The sequence below is a fragment of the Coprococcus eutactus genome, from assembly GCF_025149915.1.
In the GTDB taxonomy this organism is placed as follows: domain Bacteria; phylum Bacillota; class Clostridia; order Lachnospirales; family Lachnospiraceae; genus Coprococcus; species Coprococcus eutactus.
The window spans coordinates 2,178,364-2,196,628 of sequence record NZ_CP102278.1; the positions used below are offsets into that span (position 1 = coordinate 2,178,364).

Here is an 18,265-nt window from a genome sequence, read left to right on the forward strand (position 1 = left end):
AATAGAAATGGAGTTTTATTTATGACAAAAAAAGATGTACTTGAGATCAGGCACCAGTTTGCCCCATCCACATGTTCTATCAGTAAGATCTGCGGATGCTATGTGGACGGTGACAACAAAAAGGTTGCAACTATAAAAGAACAGTTCCTCACCATGCCAGAGGAAGAGACATTCAAATATTTTGAGATATTTAAGAAAACCCTTTCAGGAAGCATAGGAAAGAATCTGGTGACAATGCCATTTCCAACCTCACAGGAGTTTGATGGCGGCACTCAGGAATTTCTCAACAGACTGAGAAAGAGTAATCTTGAGGACGATGAGCTTATAGATGAATTCTATGATAAGGTCATCGAAAACTATGACTACACAGGTAACTACCTTATCTTATTGATACATGATACATACGACGTTCCCGGCAAGACCACGGATGGAATCATGATGGATGATGCATCTGACGAAGTATACGAATATATCATGTGTTCTATATGCCACGTCAACCTATCCAAGGCAGGTCTCAGCTACTTTGATATGGACAGCACATTCCACAACAGGGTACGCGACTGGGTGGTTGATATGCCTGACATCGGATTCCTGTTCCCAGCATTTATAGACAGGGGCACTGACATCCACAATGTCCTGTATTACACCAAGAAACCTGAGGAGCTACACGACAATTTCATCAGCAACCTGCTCGGCACCTCACTTCCTATAACAGCAAGTGAGCAGAAGGATGTATTTCAGGAAATCGTCACCGAAACACTGGGAGATGACTGCAACTACGAGATGGTAAAGACTATCCACGACAATCTCAATGAGATGATAGAGCAGAGAAAGGACAGTCCTGAACCTCTAACTCTCTCCAAGAACACTATAAAGAACCTGCTGACCGAGAGCGGAGTATCAGACGAGAAGATGGCAGACTTTGACGCCCACTATGAGAAGGTAACCGCTGCGGCAGCACCGCCTGAACAGACATCTGAGAACCCTGATGATGAACCAGCCATAGTTGTACCACGTGAGAAGTCAACCGTCATGTACGCAACAAATGTTGCGAACACCAAAACTTTTGAGGTGAAGACTCCGGATGTTGTCATCAAGGTAAATCCCGAGCGCACAGATCTCGTGGAAACCATGGAGATCGACGGAAGGAAATGCATAGTCATCCAGATATCTGATCAAGTCGAGGTAAACGGAATACCTATCAACAACAACTAGCGGCTGTTGCTTATTTTAAAATCCAGGATAAAGTGTTTGCACACCGCTACTGCCTGAAACAAACAGATAGCGTTTTCAGCTTGTTACACAAACAAAAAAATCAAAACGGGAGCTGTTCTCACAGTTCCCGTTTTCATAATCACCTAAATACAATAATGCATTTATACATATATATTATCTTTGAAGCTATGTGCCAGCATTTCAGCACATTTGCTTTCCTGTTTATCAGTTTCCCACTGCTTGAGCAGCTCTTCCTACTGCTTGAGCATCTTCTTTTTCTTCAATATCAAGGCTATCACAATACTTATAACGAGTATTATACCGCACACTATCTCAAAGCCATACGGTACATTTGCAAACGGCATCCACTTTGTGCCCACATTCATTCCATACACACCCGATATAACTGTTGGTACAGCCATGACAATGGTTATAGCTGCAAGGAACTTCATGGCATTGTTCAATCTGTTGTTGATAATCGTAGTCATGAGCTCCCTCGTACCACTTATGATATCTCTGTATATCTGTGTCATCTCTATAGCCTGCTTATTCTCCACCAAAACGTCGTCAAGCAATTCCTTATCCTCCGGATACTGCTTGATCCTACCATATCTGGTCAGCTTGTCGAGGACTACCCCGTTCGCTCTCAGTGACGTAGCGAAGTATACAAGGTTGGACTCCAGCTCATGAAGATCTATGAGATCTGTATCCTCAGTCTCATCCTGGATACGCTGCTCTATGAGCGTTCTTCTTCTATCCATGACTCTCAGATAATACTGATATGTTGTACAGTTTCTGTAGAGTATCTGATACATGAACCTCATCCTCTTCTTGGTACTAAATTCTCTCACCTTGCCTTCCATGAACGCCTCAAGCACAGGCGTCTCCTCAGCACATATGGTGATGATACAGTCTGCAACAAGTATGATACCAAGAGGGATTGTGGTATATGCCTCTCTCTCATTTCTTATCTCTATAGAAGGGATATCCACGATTATCAGTGTGTAGTTGTCCTCCACCTGAACACGCGAGCTCTCCTCATCATCCAAGGCAGCTCTTACATCCGCCAGATCTATCTCAAATCTCTCGGCTATGCTCTTGCTCTCATCTATGGTCGGCTTTGTCATCACTATCCAGGCTCCAGGACCATATTCCTGTATTTCACTCAAAATTCTGTCATCTGTTCTGTACAGTGTGATCATTTCCTGCGCCTCCTGCCACATAGATTACAGCATGTCTCAAATGCACAATACCGCCTGATAATATTAACATAAAAAACACGGCCTTTCAACAAAGTTTTATGTAAAGGCCGTGTAATATCTATGTATATGTTCCGACGTTTATACCGCGTCCACACGCATTTGTATCCGACGCTAATCAAGTGCCTTTCTGTGGGCTACTGTAACCGTCTCCTCGTAACACGAGAAGGCATCCTCGACCTTCTTCTGGTCAGGCTTCTTCGTGAACAAGCTCACAATAGGAACTATGATGAGACCGCCCACCATTGCAACCGCACCACAGTTAATAGGTGACTGCATCACTGATGGGAATTTGAACAATCCCCATGTGTTGCTTATAAAGTTCAACGTCATGATTCCTGTTCCCCATACAAAACATGTCCAACACGCTGCAACTGTTGTCTTCTTCCAGTATAAACCATACAGGAACGGTGCAAGGAACGCACCTGCTATAGCGCCCCATGAAACGCCCATGAGCTGTGCTATGAATGTGATCCTGCTTGAGTACTGCACGATGGCAATAACAGCCGATACAGCAACAAACATAACAAGCATGATTCTCATGACAAATATCTGTTTCTTCTCACCCATCTTAGGAGCAATGACCGGCTTTATAAAGTCGATGGTGAGAGTTGAGCTGGATGTAAGGACCAGCGAAGAAAGTGTGGACATAGATGCTGAGAGCACCAGTATGACCACAAGTCCCATAAGGGCTGCAGGGAGTTTCTCAAGCAGATGCGGAATGATGGCATCGAATCCCTCTACAGCAACATCGGTTCCTGTCAATCTTCCAAAACCACCGAGGAAGTAACATCCACCGGCAACTATGATAGCAAATAGAGTCGATACAACCGTACCTGTCTTGATTGATCTCTCATCCTTGATAGCATAGAACTTCTGTACCATCTGTGGAAGTCCCCATGTTCCAAGCGAAGTCAGCACGACAACGCAGAACAGATTGAACACATCAGGTCCTAAGAATGACGCAAACACCCCTGGGGTATCTGACACCGCAGGATCATTTATCCTTGCAAGACTGTCAAGTGCTCCTGTGAGTCCTCCATAATTGTTCAGTACTGCATATATAACTGCAACGATGCCCACCAGCATGATAAGCCCCTGAATAAAGTCATTGATGGCCGTCGCCATGTATCCTCCAACAATTACATATATACCTGTAAGTGCAGCCATTACGATAACGCAAATCTTATAATCAACATTGAACGCCATTCCAAACAATCTGGAAAGTCCGTTGTACAAAGATGCAGTGTAAGGTATCAGGAATATAAAAATGATGACCGACGAGAACAGCTTCAGTGATTTGCTGGAATATCTCTTCTCGAAAAACTCCGGCATAGTTCTAGTGTCAAGCTCCTGTGTGAGAAGCCTTGTACGTCTTCCAAGAACTACCCATGCCACCAGCGAACCGAGCAGCGCGTTTCCAATTCCTATCCATGTGGATGCAATTCCATACTTCCATCCAAACTGTCCAGCATATCCGATGAATATGACCGCCGAAAAATAAGATGTTCCATAGGCAAATGCCGTGAGCCATGGGCCAACGCTTCTGCCGCCAAGAACAAATCCATTCACATCTTTTGTGTGTTTTCTTGAGTAAAATCCAACTCCCAGCATAATTGCAAAGAAAACAACAAGCATAATAACTTTGAGTACCATAGTATCCTCCCAATACATTTTTTGTCCGCCTTTTGCTTTATTGCGTTGAAGTGTATCAACTTTAAAGTTTTGCGGTTTAAATTGCTACATCTGATTATAAGTTATACCCCTAACATAGTCAAGAAATATCCACAAAAAAATGCAGCGTGCATATCAATCACTGCACGCTGTATTTTTTTAATCTAACTCTTCCGGTTCATAATCATCACATATAAGGCTGTCCCCATTTATTTGATATCTACGACATATAATTCTTGTACATAATATAAGCAAAATATACCGCATACACAGCCAGCATCACTATTCCGCCCGGCTTGGTGAGTTTCTTCTTTCTAGCGCTGCATACCCAGAGAAGTACAGCTGCGACTATTGCCATGATGCCGTCCACAAGGAAATTCTTCTCAAACTGCACCGGAGTTATGAGCATCGTAGTTCCGGCAACGAAAAGTATGTTGAATATATTGCTTCCAACTATGTTGCCTATGGCTATATCTGTCTGCCCCTTCTTTGCTGCTGTACATGATGTCACAAGCTCCGGAAGAGATGTACCAAATGCCACGATGGTGAGTCCTATAAGTCTCTCTGTCATGCCTAACTTGCCGGCTATATATGACGCTGCATTTACAGTAAAGTTACTTCCAACCACAACAAGTGCCAATCCTATGATTATGAACAATATAAGTCTCGGTGCCTTATCCTTCTCCGTAATCACTATAGAATCACTCTCACTATTTCCTTTTTTTGCACTGATAACCAGATATACAAGGAATATGATAAACACGATATAGAATATCACGCCCTCAAGTCTGCTGAGCACACCGTCAAAATAACCCATGCCAAGTATCATGATAGATGCAGCAATTACAAATGGTATATCTATTCTGAGCGTATTTTTCTTTATAGGGAGTGCTGCAATAAGTGCTGTGACTCCAAGGATTACCAGTATATTTATTATATTGCTTCCAAGTACATTTCCAACGGTGATCCCGGCCCCCTCTGGCGATAATGCCGCTTTTATGCTGACTGCCGCCTCTGGAGCACTTGTGCCCATCGCTACTATGGTAAGGCCTACTACCATCTCTGGAATATTACACTTTACCGCTATCTTGGATGCACCGTCCACAAATATATCCGCGCCCTTTATCATAAACACAAAGCCGAGCACCAACAACAGTATCTGACCTAACATTTTTAATATCTCCATACACTATCCCCTTACAATTAACTAATTTCTTTATCTATATTTTTCTCATTTTATTATTCGTTCTATTTTTCTTTATATTCTTTAATTAGATTCTTTAGCTCATTATGTTACGCGTAAACGCTTAAAGCTCTCTTCGTACCATTATCATTCCCGCAACACTGTCGAGCAATTCCTCAATTCCAAGACCATCCGCCTTGATATTGATATGGCAATATTTCTCATAGAGCTTTGTCCTCTCGTCATACAGATCCTTCAATGTCTGTCCAGTCTTGAGTACAACTCCCCTTCTCTTTATATTTCCAAGTCTGTTTGCGATTTCCTCGTACGGAAGGTTGATGTATATGACCATATCCTCCGCCATATACTTCTCCATAGCCTCCCTGCAGTACACCGCACTGCCGCCTGTAGCTATAACCATATGCTGCTCCGTTATCCCCTTGTTTACATCATTCTCTATCTTTAGGAAACCTTCGTCACCATACTTTGCTATTATCTCTCTAAGCAACATACCCTGACTGTCCTGAATAAGTATATCCGCATCGACGAATTTGTAACCTAAAACCTTTGCAAGCAGTACGCCTATCGTGCTTTTCCCAGCTCCCGGCATTCCTGTCAATACTATATTGTTCATTGTTTCTTTACCTCCGGTATAACTGATACCTCATCCTTCAGCGTCTTTAACACAAAATGTGTCTCCGTTGCGGACACTCCCTCGTATCCTTTTACAAATCTGTACACCTCATCCAGTCCAGCTGCAGAATCTGTCACTATCTTAAGTATAAAATCAAAATCCCCCGTCATATAGAAACACGCGACAATACTGTCATTTGTCTGTATAAGCTGAGCAAATTCATCATAATACTTTGGATGTTTTAATCTAACCTCCATAATGGCAACCATCTCATTGCCGAGTTTTTTCTGATCAACCTCGATCGTATACCCTTTTATGACTCCGCTGCTCTCCATCTTTCTTATCCTCTCTATCACCGCCGAGACAGAGAGATTGATTTCTTCACTGATAGATGACGCTGTCAGTCTGGCATTCTTCTTCAGGCACCCCAGTATCTTGTAATCAATATTATCCATTCATCCAACCTCTGTAAAAAAATTTATGAGGATATGTGATCCTCTTTATCTCTATTAAATCGCTCCCAAACATTTTAACACAAACACCCACATAGTCAACGTTACAGATGACAATAATGTGGATATAACGATTATATTTGACGACAGGACATAATCATTATCCATGTTCTTTGCCATTATGTAGCCGGAAACCGTTGCAGGAGCTCCCACCATGATGAGTATCGCCACGATCTCACTAGAATCAAATCCCATCCAAATGGCTGCCGGTAAAAATATTATCGGCAGTATCACCAGCTTTATCACTGTTGCAATCAAAGAAGGCTTAAGTCTTGTTATCGCCTGCTGAGAGTCAAATCCCGCTCCTATTGCTATGAGTGCTATCGGCGTTGCCGTCTGCGCTATGTATCCTATCGTTCTGAGCGGAATTGCCGGGATAGGTATGTCAAATACTGAAAATGGAACTCCGAGAACAATTCCGATTATGATCGGATTCTTCAATATATTGATAAACGCCTTCTTTATTCCTGCAGTTCCTCTCTGCCTGTCATTTCCTCCAAATGTGAGTGCTATGACAGATATGACATTATACATCGGCACTGCCGCCACTATCATGAGTGGTGCCATCCCCGAGTTGCCACATATATTTTCAACAAATGCAACGCCAAGCACCGCAGCACTTCCTCTGGCTGCCCCCTGAACAAATGCTCCCACCATGGATCTGTCTTTGCAATAGATCAACGCGAACAACCATACAAGCCCAAACATTATTATCGTTCCAAAAAAACAGAAAAGGACAAACCTTATATTCAGATCATCCAATATGGATGTTGTAGCTATATCCCGGAACAGCAAAACAGGAAGAGCAACTTTGAATACGTATTTGTTTGCTACATTAGCAAACTCTTCCGTTATGAGATGTATCTTCATAAGAAACCACCCCAGAAGTATCACCAGAAATATCGGTATCGTCGCGTTTATACTAAAAACAAAGTTACTCATTATCTTACGACCTCACAAATTAAAATTTTTTCAAAATACCTATTGACATTTTCCCCTATAATGCATATAATGCAAAAGTCGGTTTGATGAACAGGCAATAATGCCTGATTCAATATAACACAACAGCCAATTATTTTCAAAACGTTTTCGAAAGAAATCAAAAAAAAATAAAAAAAGTTGTTGACAAACAAAACTGACTAGTATATAATAGGTTTTGCGTTGGTCGCAAAGGACTAACGGGGTGTGGCTCAGCTTGGCTAGAGCGCTTGATTTGGGATCAAGAGGTCGCAGGTTCGAATCCTGTCACCCCGACTTTCAAACCAAAACACTGTTAAGCATTATGCGGGTGTAGTTCAATGGTAGAACACTAGCCTTCCAAGCTAGATACGTGGGTTCGATTCCCATCACCCGCTCTTTATTTTCGCTAATATAGCGGGAATTGGTACGTGTCCGTAGCTCAGCTGGATAGAGCAACGGCCTTCTAAGCCGTGGGTCGGGGGTTCGAATCCCTTCGGGCACACTTTTGTATCTTAGCTACTACTCTTTTAGCAAGCTAAGATATATTTTTATAAAATTGCACTTAGGTGTAATTTATATAAGCCTATGGTGGGTATGGCGCAGTTGGCTAGCGCGCCAGATTGTGGCTCTGGAGGCCGAGGGTTCGAGTCCCTCTATCCACCCTATTCTTTATCGCGAATATTAGCGATGCTATTGGGTTATCGCCAAGCGGTAAGGCACAGGACTTTGACTCCTGCATTCGCTGGTTCGAATCCAGCTAGCCCAGTTATTAAAGTCCAAGTATATTTGGGCCATTAGCTCAGGCGGTAGAGCACTTGACTTTTAATCAAGTTGTCCGGGGTTCGAGTCCCCGATGGCTCACTTTCCCCTTCTTACGTGAAGGGTTATTTTTATTTTACAAATAAACAGCATACTATATATTTATCTATAATCATATAATTTATACATGCGGATATGGCGGAACTGGCAGACGCGCTAGACTTAGGATCTAGTCCTTCGGGGTGCAGGTTCGATTCCTGTTATCCGCATTTTTTATTATTCATTTTCCCTACCCAAATCAAGCCTACCCATTTTAGGCACAAAAATAACTGCTACCCTGTCGGATAGCAGTTATTTTTATCTCTTATCAAAACTGATATCGCTATTACTCTGCATCAGCTGTAACATCTGCTGCTGCCTCTGGAGCAGGAGCCTCAACCTCATCTTCCTCGTCATCGAAGAAATCATCATCGAAGTCATCATCGAAATCATCATCGAAGTCATCGAGGAAATCCGGAGTGAGATATGAATATACTGCATATGCAATACCTGCGATAGCTGCAACAGCTCCAATGATAACAAGGATCACAAATAATGTGCTTTTTGCCTTCTCCTCTGTTGCGTCGCCCTTAACTAAAATTACGTCATTACTCTTCATCGTTACAATCCACCCTTTCTTAACCCTACAATGGGTTTCATTATGATATTATATTGATTTGAAAGATAAAACATACTGTCTAAGTCTTCCAATACCTGTAAAAAATTATATCATACACCATCCATTATTTCTATATATAATTTATAAATAAATCTGACATTATACCAGCGGTGTAAGATTATTCACTTTTCTTTAATTTGGCAAACGAAGCAAACATTTTTCTTACTCCGCATCTGTCAAAGTTCACAGTAACCTCGTAATCCTTGTCGCCCTTCTCAAGGTTTTCTACAGTTCCCACACCAAACTTGATATGTCTGACTCTGTCTCCAACCTCATAATCAGGCTTTCCAGATGCACTTACAACAAAGGCTTTGCCAAATGCCGGCTGTGTCGACGGCTGGCCATAGGATTTCTGTCTTGCATAGCTGCTATATGGATTCTTCTGTCCATATTCTTTTCCAGGGGTTCTCGGCTTATAGTTATATGAGCTGCCATATGAGCTGTCGCTGTATAAGTCTCCTCTGTTGTACCTGTCCACCGATTCCGTCTCTCTTCTCTTTGCCATGTTTCTCATATCCGCTTCATGTTCAAACAGCAGTGGCGGAATCTCCCTTATGAATCTGGACACATCACTGCTGATACGGTTACCATGCATCATTCGCTCTCTAGCCGCGCTCAGATACAGTTTCTTCATCGCCCTTGTGATTCCCACATAGCAAAGTCTCCTCTCCTCCTCAAGTGCGTCAGGATCGTCTGAATTTAACGCCATTCCACTAGGGAATACCCTGTCTTCCATTCCGCATATAAACACATACGGGAACTCCAGTCCCTTTGCACTGTGAAGAGTCATGAGCTTCACCTGGTTGTCATCTTCCGACATGGAATCAAGATCTGACACCAGCGCAATTTCCTCAAGGAATTCGCTCAGTCCAGCCTCCTCATTCTCGTCAACAAATTCCACTACTTTATTCCGGAGTTCATCTATATTCTCAAGTCTTGTCATTGATTCCTCTGTATGCTCTGCTATGAGTTCCGACTCATAGCCCGTATCCTCAAGAATCCTGTCATACACAGCATCTAGGCTCTCACCGTCCTGCAGCATATCCCGGAAAGACTGTATAAGCGTTGCAAACTGCTTTATCTTTCCGGAGGTTTTCACCGCCATTCCTGGTATCTCATCAGCCCTTGCTGCGGCATCCATCATTGACAGTCCATATGCATCCGCAAATGATTCCACCTTGCTGAGGCTAGCCTCACCTATCCCTCGCTTTGGCACATTTACCACTCTTCTAAAATAGAGATTATCCGTGGTATTGTTTATAACCTTGAGATACGCAAGCACATCCTTTATCTCTTTTCTCGCATAGAAATTCGTGCCGCCATACACTCTATATGGAATGTTGGCATACACCATCTTCTCACCGAGCACACGGGACTGGGCATTTGTTCTGTAGAGTATGGCTATATCCCTGTAGCCAACACCTTGCCTTACAAGCGTCTTTATACGGCTGGCAACCAGATCTCCCTCCGCATACTCCGTATCGCACTGATCAAACGATATCTTCTCTCCAGCATCCTGATCTGTCCAAAGCGCCTTATCTTTTCTGCCCTCATTGTGCTGTATGACAGCATTTGCAGCCGCCAGAATATTGCCGCACGATCTGTAGTTCTGTTCCAGCTTTATGACCTTTGCATCCTCATACTCCTTCTCAAAGTTGAGTATATTGGTTATATTCGCGCCTCTGAACTTGTATATAGACTGATCGTCATCACCCACCACGCAGAGATTCCTGTACTTTCTCGCAAGCATCTTCACCATCAGGAACTGGATATGGTTTGTATCCTGATACTCATCCACCATGATGTATCTGAATCTGTTCTGATATGTATCGAGGACGTCCGGATTATGCTCAAACAGCTCCACCGTCTTATATATGAGATCATCAAAGTCCATGGCATTGTTCTTCTTGAGTCTTCCCTGATATTCCGTGTACACCTCCGCCACCTTGGTAGCCGCATAGTCCGCGGCATTTCTGCGCGCAAATTCATCAGGAGACATATACTTCTCCTTCGCCTTTGATATCTCACTCATAAACATCTTTTCGGGATATCTCTTAGGATCTATCTGAAAATCCTTCAATATACTCTTGACTGTACTCTTCTGATCATCAGAATCATATATATCAAAATTCTTTTCATATCCGATCTTATCTGCATATCTTCTGAGTATCCTGACGCAAAGAGAATGAAATGTACTCACCCATACACGGTCTGCACCCTCACCAACTATCAGATCAACTCTGTCTCTCATCTCTCTGGCCGCTTTGTTTGTAAATGTTATAGCCAGTATATTAAGAGGATTCACCCCCTCATGATCCATGAGATAGGCAACCCTGTGTGTTATCACTCGTGTCTTTCCGCTTCCTGCACCGGCAAGTATGAGAAGTGGTCCATCCACATGCTCACAAGCCTGCTGCTGCATATCATTAAGTCCTGCCATAATTCCTCCTGTATAAATAAAAAACGCCATTATGTATATACCAAACATATGTTTTATTTCATCTGTTCAGTATAACATAACAGCGTTTATTTGCAAATGAATATATTATTATTTATCTGCCGCCTACACAAGCTTTGTTCCGCAGTTACCACAGAACTTAGCTCCGTTTGTCGGCTGTCCACAGTTCGGGCAGAACTTCGGTGCAACACCATTTCCTGCTGCCTGGCCGCCCATCTGATTATTCATCTGATTATTCATCTGGTTCATTGTTCCTGCCATCTGATTGGCCATCGCCATTCCCATCTGCATTCCTACCATGGCATTCGCCATATCCGTTGCATTGCTTCCGGCTGTTCCCGCATGGCCACCCCTTGCCATGGAATCAACCATATTGACCTGCTGGAATCTATTCATATCCCCAATCATTGAATACTCAGCAGCCTGATCCGCACGTTTCTGTATGTTCTCCGGATATGTAAACTCACTAATTCTGAAATCTGTGATGGTGAGTCCGATTCCCAGAAGCTCCATGTCCAAATCTTCCTTGATACCCTTAGCTATATCAACCGAGTTTGCCATGAGGTTGAATACATCCCCTCCAACCTTTGTTATCCACTTCATGAGAAGGCCATCCAGAATGCCTCTGATACGATCTCTTATATCATCAACAGTAAACTGCTGCTTGATACCGGCAACCTTCTCAATAAGAACATTGTAGTCGTCTATCTTGAATGAGAACTTACCATTTGATCTTACCGGAAGTCCACCAGGAAGTCCAGGAGCCTGAAGTCTGATAGGCGAACTGGTTCCCCAGTTACATGTAAATTCCTTTGTATTTACAAACAGCACCTCTGCGCGAAGTCCTGAATTGAAACCAAACTTGAATCCCTTAAGTGTTGAAAGGAATGGTATGATCTGTGAATCAATAGTATAGCTTCCCGACTCTGTAAATATACCTTCCACAGCTCCATTATACAGGAATATAGCATCCTGCCCCGGCTTGATGATAAGCTTTGAGTCCTTCTTTATCTCTCTGTTGGTCCACTTCCAGAAGATGACGTCATCTCTGTACTCTTCCCACTCTACAACATTTGCAAACTGATTTGAAAATAATCCCATCTATATGCTCCTCTCTGTCAAAAGGATTTACTGTAATCCCATCTTTGCCTTAAGTGCTGCAAGCTCATCCTGTACATCAGCATTAGGTGCTGCATCGTACTTGCTTGCAAGATCATCAACTGAATCTGCAGCTGATGAGTTAAGCTCGCTCATGGCGTTTGCCTTGTCAAGCATTGCGTCTGCCTTTGCTTCCATTCTTGCAAATGCATCCATAGAAGCTGATGAATCGCCGATACCGCCCATCATCTTGTTCATACGCTCCTGAGTCTTAGCAACCTGAACCTTAGCCTTGATTGTCTCTTTTCTTGCATTCAGATCACCGACATCCTTTGTGAGCTTGTCATGCATCTGTCTCATCTTTGCTGCGTTTGCTGCGGCTGCGTCATATGCCTGCTGGAGAGCTACCTGTTTCTGTGTGAGCTGGTTCTTCTTCTCGAGGAACTTCATTGCGTCTCCCTCGTTGCCGGCAACAAGTGCCTTCTCTGCATATGTCTGCATCTTAGCTATCTCAGCATCACACTCATCTAACTGTCTCTTGCATCTCTGCTCCTCTGCCATAACTGTTGCTGTCTCTGACTTAACCTTTCTGAGATCCTCCTGAAGGTCTCTAAGATACTGATCGATCATCTTCTCTGGATCCTCAGCCTTGTCAAGAAGTGCATTGATGTTTGATGACATGATGTCCTTAAATCTCTTTAAAATTCCCATAATTATACCTCCGCTTTGTAAATGAATAGTTATATATAATATTAATGTTGTCTCCTGTCGACGACACCATCATTATATGATGTATATGTTCCATCCTCAATGCAAAGACCGAAATGTTGCTTTATCATATAATCTGTTTATAGACACGTTACCCCCTGTAAAGTATCAGTCGCCACCTTATTCAACATTAACAATCATATCTGTGCTAAAAATCCTATACAACTCCGTCGTTAATATCGTCGAAGTCATCGGATATACGTCCGCCTATTCTGAAATCAGGCTTTCCGCCATTTTCTGATGCTCCACCCTTTGCGCTGTCGTCTGTGATGGACTCCTCAAGTCTGACCGGTGTCCTGTCTCCAAATCTTTTCTTTTTGTCATCTGGGTCATTGTCCCTTATGACATGTATAGAAGAATCCTTCTCCATTATGTCCTGCGCTCTGACCGGCTCCCTTGACGCCTTTACTCTGATTGGCTCCTGTTCTTTCTTTTCATCAAAGTCAAACTCCCACTGAACCATCTCCGGCTCGCCGCTGTTTTCCTTATGACTCTCTTCCTTTGAATGATTCTTCTCATAATAAAGCTCATTTGCAAGAAGCTGGCTTATCTCGAGTATGTCTGCATATCTCTCCTGCTTCTTCATATCCATAAGACCTTCCATGAGTTCTTTCTTGTTGTTCTCTATTATTTCAGACTTCTTTCTGAGTGACTCAAGAACTCTGTCGCTCTCCATGCTTATCATGTTGTATGCCTGGTTGACAGTCTCATTGATCTCCATGAGCATCTCATTGGTGTATATAATGGATGCAGCATATATCTCGTTGGCTGTTCTGAGCGCCTGTCTGTCCTGCTTGCCAAGACTCTTTACTTTTCTATCGACAAATAATGGACTTGGCTTACTAAGTCTAATTCTAGATGCAGCTTCCTCAGCATCTGCGATTATCTCGTCTGCCTCCTGCTCTGCTTCCTTGATTATCTTGCTACGTTTATCAGTTATCTCATGATATGCCTTCAGTTCCAAATCTATAGTTGTCTTGAGTTCTTCAACGATCTCAAGTACTTCTTCTTTATTGACCAAAACCTTGCCAGCTGCAAATGGTACATTCTGACCTTCTCCGACTATATCCTGTATTCTATCAAGCAGCTGTTTAGCTTTTCCGTTCTCCATAATAGTGCCTCCGCAATAGTGCCTTTGTAAATAATCTGTTTTATCATATAGATATATACTAGTTTATTCTAGCATCTTTCATAGTTCATTTCAACAAATGCCCTTGATTTATTTCTTAACATTGCACGCTTTATGTCAATCGATGGCAGGCTTTGCATCATCCCTTGGGATTCCAAGGAAATCCTGTATGAGGTGTCTCGAAAAGAGTCTACCCTCCTCACTCTCAAAAATACGCTCCGGATGCCACTGAAATGCAAGTATGCTCATTGCTGGTGACACGAAAGCCTCCACAGATTCATTTTCTTCGTCGACCACTATCGGATAAAACATAGTCGACATATTCTCAAGATACACACAGTCGCTATGGAAATTATTTATCTTGACATATCTGTCCGTATTGACTATCCGAGCCAGATGATCCACCCCTCTAGGTCTCGGGACTTTAAATCTTGCTGAATAAGATATCTTTCCGCCAAACAGCGCATTTATATGCTGCATCCCCCTGCACACACCTATCACCGGTATGTTGTTGTGAACACAGTACATTATGAGCTGTTCCTCCATGGCGTCACGTCTTGGCTGCAGTTCCGCATTATGCGGTTCTAGGTAATGTCTCGGATGCAGGGTTCCGCCCCCGGTCACTATCAGCAGATCAAACTGCTGGTCTACCACCGCATCAAAATCCTTCGTAAAGTTGGATACTGGCAGAAGCCTTATCCCCATACTCTCATAGAATTCAACATATGCAGCCTCCAGAACATCCGTGGATTTGCCATACATGTTATGTCCTTCTCTCTGTGTTATAAGTGCGCGCAGCATATGTCATTCTCCTTCCATTATCTTCCCCTTTGCACAGTCAAGTGTTATACAGATCTGCTTTTCTACAAAACTGTATATGCAGTCGCCACATCCTATCGCGGCAGGAATGTTAAATTCTGCACACCTTATCGCCATATGCGACGCCACACCGCCGTACTTGGTTATAAATCCTTTTATCCCCTTTGCAAATATCCAGTCATAGCCTGGATCTGCTTTTGGGAGAACCACTATTTTCCCAGCCACATCTGCAATATCCTCATGATCTTCATTTTCATAATTCTCAAGAAGTACCACCTCACCGGTCACACATTCTGAGGTGATAAAATTCGGTCTTGCCTCCCAGACTTCTATACATCCAAGCTGCCCCGGGCTGTACACAACATCCGGGAATATCAGCATGGAATCTGTCTCAAATGCTTTCTTATTCTTCTCTATTATCCTCAGCCAGTTTTTCTTTATCTCACCGGCCGGCTGGCTCACGGCGAGCTGTATATCCGTAACTTCCAGATAAGCCATATCCTCCTTGGCTATTCCAAGCTTATCCCCTATGTCTATGAGTATGTCTATAGCAAGGCTGAGTGTCTTCGTAAACTCAAATTTGAAATACTCTCTCTCCTCCATCGAGTCGCGTAGGAAATCAACAAATTCTTTAAGTTCCACGTAAAAGCCTATATCTTCTAGGGCATCCAGCATCTTTACCATATCCAGGGACGTATGCTTAAGCTGTTCTATTGTCTGCCTCTGTTTTCTTGCCACTGCGCTTCCTTTTGACAGATCGAACTCGCGGTGGGCATAGGTATCACATGTTATATCATATGTTCCGGATCTCAGATGACCGTATTTTTCGTCAAATGTCACCCTGGTTATCCGTCCATCGACAAGATCTTGAAAATCAGAATCGTACTCTGATGCCACTGTGTAAATTGACATCATGAAATCATCTATATCCTTGTCCGTAAACAATCCACGATACACAAGTGACCTGCTTATAGCCTTTGAGATAAACGCAAGCCTTGCCTGCCTTGCAAATTTGGGTGTGCCATAGTGCTTGATGCTCTCTATGAGCTGGACGAAAAACTGCAGCAGTGTTATGACATCATTGTGTGCCATTAGCCAGTTGCTTCTGGTATTTTCCCGGTGAACCCTGAGGCCATTTAATGCCCGAAGATCCTTCATCCTGTTCCGGTTGAAATTGCATATCGCATTGTTGGTGAGATTAAACAGAGAGTCCGAGAGATCCTGTATCTCCTCGCGGGTGAAGCCCTGTGTTTCCAGCTTCCTAAGTTTGTCCTCCGTTGCAAAATCATACTCTGAAAATGCAATCTCAAACTCTATCTTGTCGTGAGCAGTCGGATCCGCTATAAGCTTTCTGTTGTAATACTCCAGAAGTTTTTTCTCCAGCCTGTCATCCACATCATCAGGCATAAGCCCAAGGAATGACTTTCTAAGCGATATATACGGCTTGTTGCCAAGCTTGTACATAAGATCCCCGTCAACTTCCTTATACCCTATGTAACTCAGCCCCTGATTCCACGCGGAGGATGTTATGATCTCCCTGTAGAGCGAATAGTCAAGTGGGTGCGGATTTTCTCCTATCATCTCAGCCGGATTCCAAAATGCCATATCTGAAAGTATCGTATTCTTTTCACCAAGCAGGTCGCCTATCTCCCTGTATTTTTGGCATGCCCTGTCCGCCGCAGCAAATATCTCCTCGTCAGAAATGGAACATTTCTCTGCTCTGATGCTGGCCGCCAGCGGTCTCACCTGAAATATAATCACAGCATTCTTCTCATCCACGGCAAATTCAACGTCGATAGGATAATCTGAAAATACACCCTCAAGCTCTCTCATCGCCCTTATGAGTGCATGCCAGTGCTCCGGCAGACTGTCCTCATGTGCATTTCTTAATATATATACTGTCTTCCCTCCGCGGCCGCTTGTGACCGCATCTGTGGAATCCTCATCGTATGTTATCGCATAATACGGTCTGTTCTTCTTCAGCTCCCTGGAAAATATAACTCCGCTGTAACTTATACTTTCGACCTGAGTCTGTATAAGCACCTGCTCATCTGTGACATCATCGAGGTCGCATTTGTATGATTCAAGCACCTCTCTGATAGCCCTCATAACCTCCTCGGGATTTCCCGGATCAACGCCGAGAACGCTCTCGTAATGCCCGGCATTTGAGGTGTTCATGCCATCTTCGTTGGAAGACGAACTTCTCACCACGATCTTTCCAGCTCCAAATTCCCCACCTATATCCTTCGCCATGCTATACGGATCCCTCTCAAACTCTCCGCCAGTCACGATCCTCATTTTCTCTATTCTTGAATATTTCAGTTTTCCATACAGATTCTTAAGTACATCCGCTTTTGAAGTAATCTCGCCAGTCATCTCCGGACTCCTTTCTGATTTTAACCTGCCCTCACCGGACATTCAAAGAAAAAAGCTGCACTTAGTGTATACTAAAATGCAGCTTACATCAATTCTAATTTGGGTATTTAATTATGTGTTATCTTACTGTGAACAGATCATCCACTGACTTCCTCGGAGGCATCTCCGGTGCAAATGCAGGATAACCCATGGCTACAACTGTAGCCACTGTCTGCCCATCAGGTATTCCAACTATCTCTCCAACCTTGGCATCATCAAATATTCCAAGGATAACAGTTCCAACACCTTTTGCATGAGCAGCAAGGCAAAATGTCTGTGTTGCAATACCGGCATCGAACATTTCCCAGCCGCTTCCCTTGCTCGTGCTGGCCTCTCCGTTCTTCTCATATCCACATATGCCGTCCTTCTTTGTTATGACCATGAGCTGTTTTGACCTGCTGACCGTTTTCTGATTCAACGGGAAGTCCATGACTCCCTCGGCAGCGATCTTGGCGATCACAGCTTCGTCCTCAACAAGAATATACCTGATCACCTGTGTATTCTTCCATGATGGAGAGTAGGATGCAAGCTCAACTATGTCTTTGACAACGTCAACCGGCACCTTCTCATCTGTAAATTTTCTCACACTTCTTCTCGTCTTAATACATTCAATTGCGTCCATACTTTCCTCCTTATCGGCATTGTTTTTATCTTGTTTTTTCAT

At 43.3% G+C, this 18,265-nt stretch carries 15 protein-coding genes and 7 tRNA genes; 8 read left to right on the forward strand and 14 right to left on the reverse strand.

The genetic code is table 11. The features are described from left to right. The first annotated feature begins 21 nt into the window (after positions 1–21). The gene (locus tag NQ536_RS09470) at positions 22–1,215 is read left to right on the forward strand and encodes a DUF4317 domain-containing protein (protein WP_004849297.1); all 1,194 of its coding nucleotides are present in this window, start codon (positions 22–24) and stop codon (positions 1,213–1,215) included. A gap of 254 nt (positions 1,216–1,469) precedes the next feature. On the opposite strand, the gene NQ536_RS09475 is transcribed toward NQ536_RS09470, so the two are convergent. The 6 genes from NQ536_RS09475 to NQ536_RS09500 all read right to left on the reverse strand — a co-directional run bounded on the left by NQ536_RS09475 (position 1,470) and on the right by NQ536_RS09500 (position 7,419). Beyond that, complete coding sequence (locus tag NQ536_RS09475; protein WP_022058206.1) at positions 1,470–2,417, reverse strand: magnesium transporter CorA family protein; 948 nt, start codon at positions 2,415–2,417, stop codon at positions 1,470–1,472. A 171-nt stretch (positions 2,418–2,588) separates the two neighbouring features. After that, positions 2,589–4,130 (reverse strand): sodium:solute symporter family protein, encoded by a 1,542-nt coding sequence (locus NQ536_RS09480; protein ID WP_022058207.1) that lies wholly within the window; start codon positions 4,128–4,130, stop codon positions 2,589–2,591. Positions 4,131–4,368: 238 nt separating this feature from the next. Continuing rightward, a complete protein-coding gene (locus tag NQ536_RS09485; RefSeq protein ID WP_004849304.1) occupies positions 4,369–5,334 on the reverse strand; it encodes a calcium/sodium antiporter in 966 nt (321 codons plus the stop codon). A gap of 121 nt (positions 5,335–5,455) precedes the next feature. Continuing rightward, positions 5,456–5,965, reverse strand: a complete 510-nt coding sequence (locus NQ536_RS09490; protein ID WP_004849306.1) for a shikimate kinase — start codon at positions 5,963–5,965, stop codon at positions 5,456–5,458. Then, the gene (locus NQ536_RS09495) at positions 5,962–6,420 is read right to left on the reverse strand and encodes an Lrp/AsnC family transcriptional regulator (RefSeq protein ID WP_004849309.1); all 459 of its coding nucleotides are present in this window, start codon (positions 6,418–6,420) and stop codon (positions 5,962–5,964) included. Before NQ536_RS09495 ends, NQ536_RS09490 begins: the two co-directional genes overlap by 4 nt. Positions 6,421–6,474: 54 nt before the next feature. Beyond that, a complete protein-coding gene (locus tag NQ536_RS09500) occupies positions 6,475–7,419 on the reverse strand; it encodes an AEC family transporter (RefSeq protein WP_004849311.1) in 945 nt (314 codons plus the stop codon). 237 nt (positions 7,420–7,656) lie between these two features. Between NQ536_RS09500 and NQ536_RS09505 the strand changes: the two genes are divergently transcribed. The 7 genes from NQ536_RS09505 to NQ536_RS09535 all read left to right on the forward strand — a co-directional run bounded on the left by NQ536_RS09505 (position 7,657) and on the right by NQ536_RS09535 (position 8,465). After that, positions 7,657–7,731: transfer RNA gene (locus tag NQ536_RS09505), tRNA-Pro, on the forward strand. 30 nt (positions 7,732–7,761) lie between these two features. After that, a tRNA-Gly gene (locus NQ536_RS09510) sits at positions 7,762–7,832 on the forward strand. 33 nt (positions 7,833–7,865) lie between these two features. Continuing rightward, positions 7,866–7,939 (forward strand) — tRNA-Arg (locus tag NQ536_RS09515). A gap of 86 nt (positions 7,940–8,025) precedes the next feature. Beyond that, positions 8,026–8,099 (forward strand) — tRNA-His (locus NQ536_RS09520). Positions 8,100–8,131: 32 nt separating this feature from the next. Then, positions 8,132–8,203: transfer RNA gene (locus NQ536_RS09525), tRNA-Gln, on the forward strand. A gap of 22 nt (positions 8,204–8,225) precedes the next feature. Continuing rightward, positions 8,226–8,298, forward strand: a tRNA-Lys gene (locus NQ536_RS09530). A gap of 87 nt (positions 8,299–8,385) precedes the next feature. Next, positions 8,386–8,465, forward strand: a tRNA-Leu gene (locus tag NQ536_RS09535). A 116-nt stretch (positions 8,466–8,581) separates the two neighbouring features. Here NQ536_RS09535 and NQ536_RS09540 read toward each other — a convergent pair. From NQ536_RS09540 to NQ536_RS09575, 8 genes are all read right to left on the reverse strand, one after another. After that, complete coding sequence (locus NQ536_RS09540; protein WP_004849314.1) at positions 8,582–8,854, reverse strand: hypothetical protein; 273 nt, start codon at positions 8,852–8,854, stop codon at positions 8,582–8,584. 178 nt (positions 8,855–9,032) lie between these two features. Next, positions 9,033–11,354 carry a DNA helicase PcrA gene (gene pcrA / locus NQ536_RS09545; protein ID WP_044997760.1) on the reverse strand — a complete coding sequence of 774 codons (2,322 nt, stop codon included), beginning with the start codon at positions 11,352–11,354 and terminating at the stop codon, positions 9,033–9,035. A 123-nt stretch (positions 11,355–11,477) separates the two neighbouring features. Then, positions 11,478–12,473, reverse strand: coding sequence for an SPFH domain-containing protein (locus NQ536_RS09550; RefSeq protein ID WP_004849318.1), 996 nt, complete (start codon positions 12,471–12,473; stop codon positions 11,478–11,480). Between the two features lie 27 nt (positions 12,474–12,500). Beyond that, complete coding sequence (locus tag NQ536_RS09555; protein WP_004849320.1) at positions 12,501–13,181, reverse strand: PspA/IM30 family protein; 681 nt, start codon at positions 13,179–13,181, stop codon at positions 12,501–12,503. 214 nt (positions 13,182–13,395) lie between these two features. Further along, the gene (locus NQ536_RS09560; protein WP_004849324.1) at positions 13,396–14,349 is read right to left on the reverse strand and encodes a hypothetical protein; all 954 of its coding nucleotides are present in this window, start codon (positions 14,347–14,349) and stop codon (positions 13,396–13,398) included. Positions 14,350–14,484: 135 nt separating this feature from the next. Further along, positions 14,485–15,168 carry a gamma-glutamyl-gamma-aminobutyrate hydrolase family protein gene (locus tag NQ536_RS09565; protein ID WP_004849326.1) on the reverse strand — a complete coding sequence of 228 codons (684 nt, stop codon included), beginning with the start codon at positions 15,166–15,168 and terminating at the stop codon, positions 14,485–14,487. A 3-nt stretch (positions 15,169–15,171) separates the two neighbouring features. Next, positions 15,172–17,562, reverse strand: coding sequence for a PEP-utilizing enzyme (locus NQ536_RS09570; protein ID WP_119202389.1), 2,391 nt, complete (start codon positions 17,560–17,562; stop codon positions 15,172–15,174). Positions 17,563–17,680: 118 nt separating this feature from the next. Further along, positions 17,681–18,223 (reverse strand): nitroreductase family protein, encoded by a 543-nt coding sequence (locus NQ536_RS09575; RefSeq protein ID WP_022059633.1) that lies wholly within the window; start codon positions 18,221–18,223, stop codon positions 17,681–17,683. Between the last annotated feature and the right edge of the window lie 42 nt (positions 18,224–18,265).

Bases quoted from the DNA above. Each gene is read 5' to 3' on its own strand.
- NQ536_RS09480 (WP_022058207.1), bottom strand. From the start codon at position 4,130: ATGGTACTCAAAGTTATTATGCTTGTTGTTTTCTTTGCAATTATGCTG.
- NQ536_RS09490 (WP_004849306.1), bottom strand. From the start codon at position 5,965: ATGAACAATATAGTATTGACAGGAATGCCGGGAGCTGGGAAAAGCACG.
- NQ536_RS09575 (WP_022059633.1), bottom strand. From the start codon at position 18,223: ATGGACGCAATTGAATGTATTAAGACGAGAAGAAGTGTGAGAAAATTT.
- NQ536_RS09565 (WP_004849326.1), bottom strand. From the start codon at position 15,168: ATGCTGCGCGCACTTATAACACAGAGAGAAGGACATAACATGTATGGC.
- NQ536_RS09555 (WP_004849320.1), bottom strand. From the start codon at position 13,181: ATGGGAATTTTAAAGAGATTTAAGGACATCATGTCATCAAACATCAAT.
- NQ536_RS09485 (WP_004849304.1), bottom strand. From the start codon at position 5,334: ATGGAGATATTAAAAATGTTAGGTCAGATACTGTTGTTGGTGCTCGGC.
- NQ536_RS09470 (WP_004849297.1), top strand. From the start codon at position 22: ATGACAAAAAAAGATGTACTTGAGATCAGGCACCAGTTTGCCCCATCC.
- NQ536_RS09540 (WP_004849314.1), bottom strand. From the start codon at position 8,854: ATGAAGAGTAATGACGTAATTTTAGTTAAGGGCGACGCAACAGAGGAG.
- NQ536_RS09550 (WP_004849318.1), bottom strand. From the start codon at position 12,473: ATGGGATTATTTTCAAATCAGTTTGCAAATGTTGTAGAGTGGGAAGAG.
- NQ536_RS09495 (WP_004849309.1), bottom strand. From the start codon at position 6,420: ATGGATAATATTGATTACAAGATACTGGGGTGCCTGAAGAAGAATGCC.
- NQ536_RS09500 (WP_004849311.1), bottom strand. From the start codon at position 7,419: ATGAGTAACTTTGTTTTTAGTATAAACGCGACGATACCGATATTTCTG.
- NQ536_RS09570 (WP_119202389.1), bottom strand. From the start codon at position 17,562: ATGACTGGCGAGATTACTTCAAAAGCGGATGTACTTAAGAATCTGTAT.
- NQ536_RS09560 (WP_004849324.1), bottom strand. From the start codon at position 14,349: ATGGAGAACGGAAAAGCTAAACAGCTGCTTGATAGAATACAGGATATA.
- pcrA (WP_044997760.1), bottom strand. From the start codon at position 11,354: ATGGCAGGACTTAATGATATGCAGCAGCAGGCTTGTGAGCATGTGGAT.
- NQ536_RS09475 (WP_022058206.1), bottom strand. From the start codon at position 2,417: ATGATCACACTGTACAGAACAGATGACAGAATTTTGAGTGAAATACAG.